Genomic DNA, 1,846 nt, shown 5'->3' with positions numbered 1-1,846 from the left:
GCATGTAATGTAACAGAAGTATTAAGAGCAAACGCGGACACATTGGTAAATAAGCAAATGCCTACTCCCAACATTTTCATCTGTAAATCATATAATTTCATTTTACGACACCTCACAACTAACTCGGCGAAGTCAGTTGTCACAAATTCTATTCGTGGAATTAACACTCTCTTAACTTAAAGATATACCAATACGCTATTTTGGCTAGCCCTGACTAGCTTATATTGCAATTCTAATTTAGTCTAAGAACAGTCCCCCACATAACGTGTTCACTAGATAGCAATACACCCCGCCTCAACCGCCATTTATTTGACACCTTTTTTTACAATTAAAGCAACACTTTTGGCTTAGGAAGAACATAATCCCTATATTCATTTGGATTACCTTGCTCCCCTGCTTCGGCAGCTTTAACTATATTGTACATTTCCCGGGACGACACAAAATGCATTGCATATTGCTCACCATCATTGTACTTGTCTGCAAGATACTCATACATCTTCACAGTTGGCTCCCCTAACAAGGTATCAATATCCACCTCCTGAGTACCATGCGTATGAATTTTCACAAATACCCACTCTGGACGCCCCTTAACATGAATATGCTGATCAACCCACATATCAACACGATCAGATGTAGGGGGTATAGATTTACGAATATCACCATTTTCAATTCCTGGTAAAAACCCAAACTTTCGCTTCTTCCAATTTAGACAGAGCGGCCCCTGTATTATCATCAAATCACCAGATGCAGGCTTACCGACTTCAACATCAACGCCTTTGTCATGAGATTTAGGTTTATCTGGATCATCCGTCGCGTAATAGATCGAATTCACTGTTGATGTCTGAGTCGGACTTGGCGCTGATGGTAAGGTAAAGTCCGCATAACAACCTGTTGCTTTCAAAACTAAAAGTTCATCATTAACGCCACAATGCAGGCCTTCAGGGTGACAATTATCAAGCGTCCAATTTCCATGTATGAAACCATACGCCAGCTTCCCTGTCTCTGGATGTCTAACTAGAGAGCGATGCGAATTATGTAGGGTATTTGCAAAACGCTCCAAAGTTTCAGTCAAGTTTTCACGAGTATCATTTTCATGATGCAAATGAATTTCCAGCTCTCCAAAACCTTGTGCACATAAATCTTCAATCTTATCCAGATGCTCTTTTCTATACTCTTCTTCAGGATAGAAATAACTATGTTTTGGTAAGCAACCGTCTGAATCTTTAATATGACCAAACTCTTTAGGAATTTCCTGGTGCCAACGATCTACACGATGCCTTTCAACTTCAATATCATTTGGCTTCCCCCACTGTGGTTCGTAATGATCAACGAAACAAAACATAACATGCGTAGTTCCTTCGTACTTCAGTTTACCCTTTAATTTTCTTCTCAGGTAATAGGGTAGCCAGATATGCATTTCTTTCTTATAAAGAACCAATCCAACAAGACCTAGTCCAACTACAATTAATATTGCCGAGATCTCAAACGGTGACACCTTGCTTTACTCCTTTTTGCTGCCAGGCCAGCTTATGGGTGTTTCTGGCTTACTGATAATAACTCTAACACTAATTCTGCGTTGTGTTTCCACTGCCGCTGATTGTGAATATACTTCCTTGCTCCATCCCCAACCCTTTTAATATTCTTTAAATCCCCAGCTAACTTTAAGGTTATCTCGACAGCCTCAGCTTTATCCTTTCTAGTGAACAACCAACCATTTTCATTATCGCTTACTACTTCTGCGATTGGTTCAAAATCTGGAGAAACCAGTGCTACCTCCATAGCCATCATTTCAAACAACTTCATCGGTGAACCATATTCATTTGAATCTGGAAGAATTCCATAATCC

At 39.9% G+C, this 1,846-nt stretch carries 2 protein-coding genes; both read right to left on the bottom strand.

What is annotated here, in order from left to right:
- Positions 1-328: 328 nt before the first annotated feature.
- On the bottom strand, positions 329-1,495 hold the full coding sequence (locus A3761_RS24735) for a hypothetical protein (protein WP_197470040.1): 1,167 nt from the start codon (positions 1,493-1,495) through the stop codon (positions 329-331).
- A 32-nt stretch (positions 1,496-1,527) separates the two neighbouring features.
- Positions 1,528-1,846: glycosyltransferase (locus tag A3761_RS24730; protein ID WP_156492108.1), on the bottom strand; the 319-nt coding region annotated here is incomplete at its 5' end.

The sequence above is a fragment of the Oleiphilus sp. HI0123 genome (assembly GCF_001635315.1).
The sequence above is the reverse complement of the archived record's forward strand: the minus strand, read 5'-3'. Positions and strand labels throughout refer to the sequence as shown.